This is a genomic window from Clostridium sp., assembly GCF_036639235.1.
Classification (GTDB): domain Bacteria; phylum Bacillota; class Clostridia; order Clostridiales; family Caloramatoraceae; genus Clostridium_AB.
In genome coordinates this window covers 59,939-64,243 of the sequence record NZ_JAVWJB010000009.1, presented here as the reverse complement: position 1 = coordinate 64,243, position 4,305 = coordinate 59,939, and the positions used below count along the sequence as shown (strand labels likewise).

Sequence of the window (4,305 nt, the reverse complement as noted above, 5' to 3'; positions counted from 1 at the left end):
ATTTCTTGCATTAATATAATCCTCATAATCTTCTAAGTTACAATTACTTTCTAATTTCTTTTTAGGTATGTATGGATTAGTTTCATAGTGAAGAGGTAGCTTTATAACTTTACTCATTAGATCAAAGGAAAGCTCTAGATGTATATCATATGTATTCTTGTTAACTGTATAGCACCCATCTTTAAGTATTGCCTTCTCACTTCCAGTCCAGGTGTCCTTTGAAATTTTAGCTATATAGCTAACTCTACCTGTTCCCCCTACTTTGCCTATATCACTTATATTTAAGCTTCCTTGAAAATTTAATAACTTAGCTATTTTCATAAACTTTATATATGCTTTTTGACTATCTGGTTCATTACAAATCACCTGTAAAAGGCTATCATTTAAATTAACTTCAAGTCCACTATAGAAGTCTTCTAGCATACTTAAAAAATCCTTATATAAATAATCTAATTTATTACTTTCTATATCCACATTTACATCGTCTAATATATCCTTATATGTTTTATTAATAAACATATCTCCAGTAGGTATTTGTTCAGGTAAAAGAGTTAGATATATAAACTTAGTTGATATATTTTCATAATCCATGTTAATGTCACTTTTCAAGCATAATTCTCTTATACAATTTTCATCTGAGTATCGTTTTGTTTGTTCATACCCCTCTTCAGCCTTTAACTTATTTTCTATAATTGCCAAAATATCAGTACTCTCATTATGTATCTTAAGTATAATATCTGGTTCTCCCTTTGAGGTATTAACTCTTACAAATGTTTCAACTTTATATAATTCTGGATTTTCTATCCCTACTATTTTGTTAATGAAAGTATTTTTAAATACTTCAGACCCGTTAATCAAACCAATTAATAAGTTAGATATAATATCTTCCTTATAACCTATCCCTAGTAATTTAATTATGTTCATTAATGAACCTCCTAATATATCTTTTAAGGTATTATTATTTATAAACTTATATTTCTAATTCTGTGTTATAAAAGAAATACTTCATTCCCTTTTCTATATTAAATATTAATCATACTATCTTAAATAACCTTACTCATAAAGTATCTTTTGTGACCTTTAGGACATTCATCTAGTGTTCCAAACACCTTATATCCATTTTTTATATAAAAATCCTTTGCTTGAAAGTCAAATGTATCAAGATGTATTAAATAACATCCCTTTTCCTTAGAAGCATTTTCTACTTCCTTTAATAAAATAGATCCTAATCCCTGTTTTCTATAATCCTCATTAATCCATAAAACATCAATATATAAACAGTTCCAGCAATACATTTTACTATTTATTCCCCCAATTATCTTCCCGTCACTATTTAAAATCACCCTATTTATATATATAAAATCATCCTCCTGAGTTTTAGGAACCTTTGATAAATTATAGTTTATAATTTCATTGATAACTTGTTCTGATTCACTTTTATTACTTTCTCTTATTATAAAGTTATCCATATCACAATCTCCTTAAATTACATACTAATATAAATAGTATATAATTTTGTATAAACAATGTAGTTCCACCTCTATAAATATAAACTAGGTATGTGGCATTATAAATATAGGTTTATTACAGCTGTAATCATTATAATATCTGCTATTAGCACAAATGCTGCCATAACCTTTTTATTTTGAATATAATATTCATAGGCACCTATTAAAATCAATGTTCCTAAAGTTAAGTACGTTAATAAAATTGCTATATTCCTGCTTATAATACTCATAAATCCTAAAATATTCAAAATTATAGCTACAGCAGCTAACAGCCATTTTGCTATTTTCATCTAAAAAACACCTCTTCCTTTAAATTATAGTTAAAAAGGTTAATGAAATTATTGCATTTCATTAACCTTTACTATTTATTATGCTTATATAAATATACTTACCATTTCTTTGTTGCTACTAAGGCTTTACTAATATACTCTCCTGCTAATGTTGCTGACTTCTCTATTGCTTGTATTATCTTTGGGTCCTCTGTCTGTAGATTTAATCCTTTTTTAGATAATGCAAAATATGATATTAGGTTGTCGCATCCTTTTTGTGTATCAGCTAAAACCTGTAATTCCTTTTTATCCTTAGTCTTTTTTACTTCAGCCTTTATATTGTTTTTGATCTTATTAAGAGACGTTATGGCTTTATCGCATATTTTAATTGCTTCAGCGTAATCTTCCTTCTCTAAGGCCGCTACTATCTTACTTAAATTTGAATCGAAGACTCCATATAAGTCTTGTACACATTTTTTGATTGCCTTTTTATTCGATTTAACCTTTTGTGTAGTTTTAGCTTCTACTGTAACTACACCTACACTTGAAACTCCCCCTAGTAATAAGGAGATTACTAACATACCTGATATAATTGCTTTTTTCATTTAATACCCCTCCAAATTATTTTTATTGTTAAATTATAACATCAATTGGGATTTTTTACTATATACTAATTCCAAATAAAGGCCTATTGCATAGCAATAGACCTTTATCTTATTTATAATATGTATTTTTGATTTCTTCTACTATAATATCTAGTCTGTCTGATATTTGAGGTATATCGTAGCCTATAAGATATGGTGATGTTATATATCTTGGAATTACCTTACATATAATACTACCCTTCCACTGATAGAAAAATAGGTTAAAGCTATTACATTGACCTAAAATATACTTAACTATATTCCCTATTCCATCTGCTAGAAACTCTAAGTTATCCAGTGAGGATATTATATTGTATTCGGTAGAGCATGCTCTAGGTTTAGTTGATAGTATAATTCTACTATCCCCTTCACTATGAATCTCAATTCCCTCAAACATTTCGTCGTCTATGTTGTCTCTATAATCAATATTCTTAAGTCCAACTATCTGCATATGTGCATGATGCACACTTCCTCCTGATAGTGGTCCATGATTCTTATAAAAAACCACCGATTTAAATTCGGAGCTTTCTTCTATCTCAAGCCACTTATTTACCCCAAACTTTATAAGGCTTCTCATATATTCCTTAGAGTATGTAGCTATGGTATCATCACAGTTATCAGTTTCAATTAATACTGATTGATAAGTATCCTCTAGTGTATGATACTTATTTTCAACAAGTATCATACTTCCATTCTGATCTAGTATATGTTCTAGTTCACTAATATTACAAAATGGACACTTGTTTTCATTATCTTTTTTCTTATGTTTTGCTTTACCTACATTGTACTTAAAGCAAAGATGCTTAGTCGATTTCATATTACACCTTCTAATCTAATTGTTATGTTAATTTTATAATTATTATATATGATAAAATATAGTATTTTCTAGTTGTTAATGAATTATTTATTATACTACATTACTTTCTTGTGTTTTTTCATCCTTAGATGACCATTCCCACTCTGATATTATAAGTCCTATAATAGTTAACATCATACCTATAAAAGACACTGCTGTAAGTGATTCATTTAGTACTATAATTGAAGTTATTACTGTTATTACAGGAATTGCATATATGTACATACTTGTTTTAACTGTTCCAAGTATATCTAGAGTCTTATTCCAAGTTGCAAAGCATAGTGCAGAAGCTCCAACTCCTAGGAATAGTATATTAAATGTATTAACTGGATTCTTAAAATTATCTAATATATTAGGATTAATATTAAACCACATCATAAATGGTAGCATAAATATAATTCCATAAAAGAATATTCTTCTAGTTGACTGTATTGTAGTATATCCAAATGTTGATATTTTATTAGTTAGTATTGAATATAGTGACCATACTATTGCAGCAAGTAGTGCTAGTATATCTCCTATAGGATTTACGTCAAGTTTCGCTCCTGTATTATAGGTTATAAGTATTATTCCTGCCATTGCAACTAGGAATCCTACTATAAACTGCTTTTTAAGTGGAGATTTTTCTACTAATTTGCTTGTAATTAATGCTGTTATAAATGGTGATACTGATACGATAACTCCTACATTTGATGTTAATGTATATGTTAGTGCTATATTTTCAAATAAGAAGTAAAGAGTTACTCCACATATTCCAGCTAGTGCAAAGTACACTTCTTCACTCTTTGACTTGAATTTTATAATTTTTGGATATGCAACTAATAATACTATGAATCCTATTAGAAACCTTGTTAATAATACCTCATATGGTGAGAAATCCTCTAATAATACCTTAGTTGATACAAATGTATTTCCCCATATAAAAATTGTGAACATTGCCAATAGATGTCCCTTCATTTACCCACTTCCTTTTTAAGTTTATATTATCATATAATACACCTTTACTTCCTTATATTAAAGTGCTAAAT

At 28.1% G+C, this 4,305-nt stretch carries 6 protein-coding genes; all 6 read right to left on the bottom strand.

Translation table 11 applies throughout. From position 1 onward, the window contains the following. Positions 1–924 (bottom strand): hypothetical protein (locus tag RR539_RS04385; protein ID WP_332500229.1); only part of this gene is annotated, 924 nt, incomplete at its 3' end. 119 nt (positions 925–1,043) lie between these two features. Continuing rightward, positions 1,044–1,469 (bottom strand): GNAT family N-acetyltransferase, encoded by a 426-nt coding sequence (locus RR539_RS04380; RefSeq protein WP_332500228.1) that lies wholly within the window; start codon positions 1,467–1,469, stop codon positions 1,044–1,046. 98 nt (positions 1,470–1,567) lie between these two features. Further along, positions 1,568–1,798, bottom strand: coding sequence for a hypothetical protein (locus tag RR539_RS04375; RefSeq protein WP_332483467.1), 231 nt, complete (start codon positions 1,796–1,798; stop codon positions 1,568–1,570). A gap of 98 nt (positions 1,799–1,896) precedes the next feature. Beyond that, the gene (locus RR539_RS04370) at positions 1,897–2,382 is read right to left on the bottom strand and encodes a hypothetical protein (RefSeq protein WP_332483466.1); all 486 of its coding nucleotides are present in this window, start codon (positions 2,380–2,382) and stop codon (positions 1,897–1,899) included. 109 nt (positions 2,383–2,491) lie between these two features. Next, positions 2,492–3,238, bottom strand: a complete 747-nt coding sequence (locus tag RR539_RS04365) for a DUF4931 domain-containing protein (protein ID WP_332473523.1) — start codon at positions 3,236–3,238, stop codon at positions 2,492–2,494. Positions 3,239–3,328: 90 nt separating this feature from the next. Further along, the gene (locus RR539_RS04360) at positions 3,329–4,234 is read right to left on the bottom strand and encodes a DMT family transporter (RefSeq protein WP_332483465.1); all 906 of its coding nucleotides are present in this window, start codon (positions 4,232–4,234) and stop codon (positions 3,329–3,331) included. Positions 4,235–4,305: the final 71 nt, after the last annotated feature.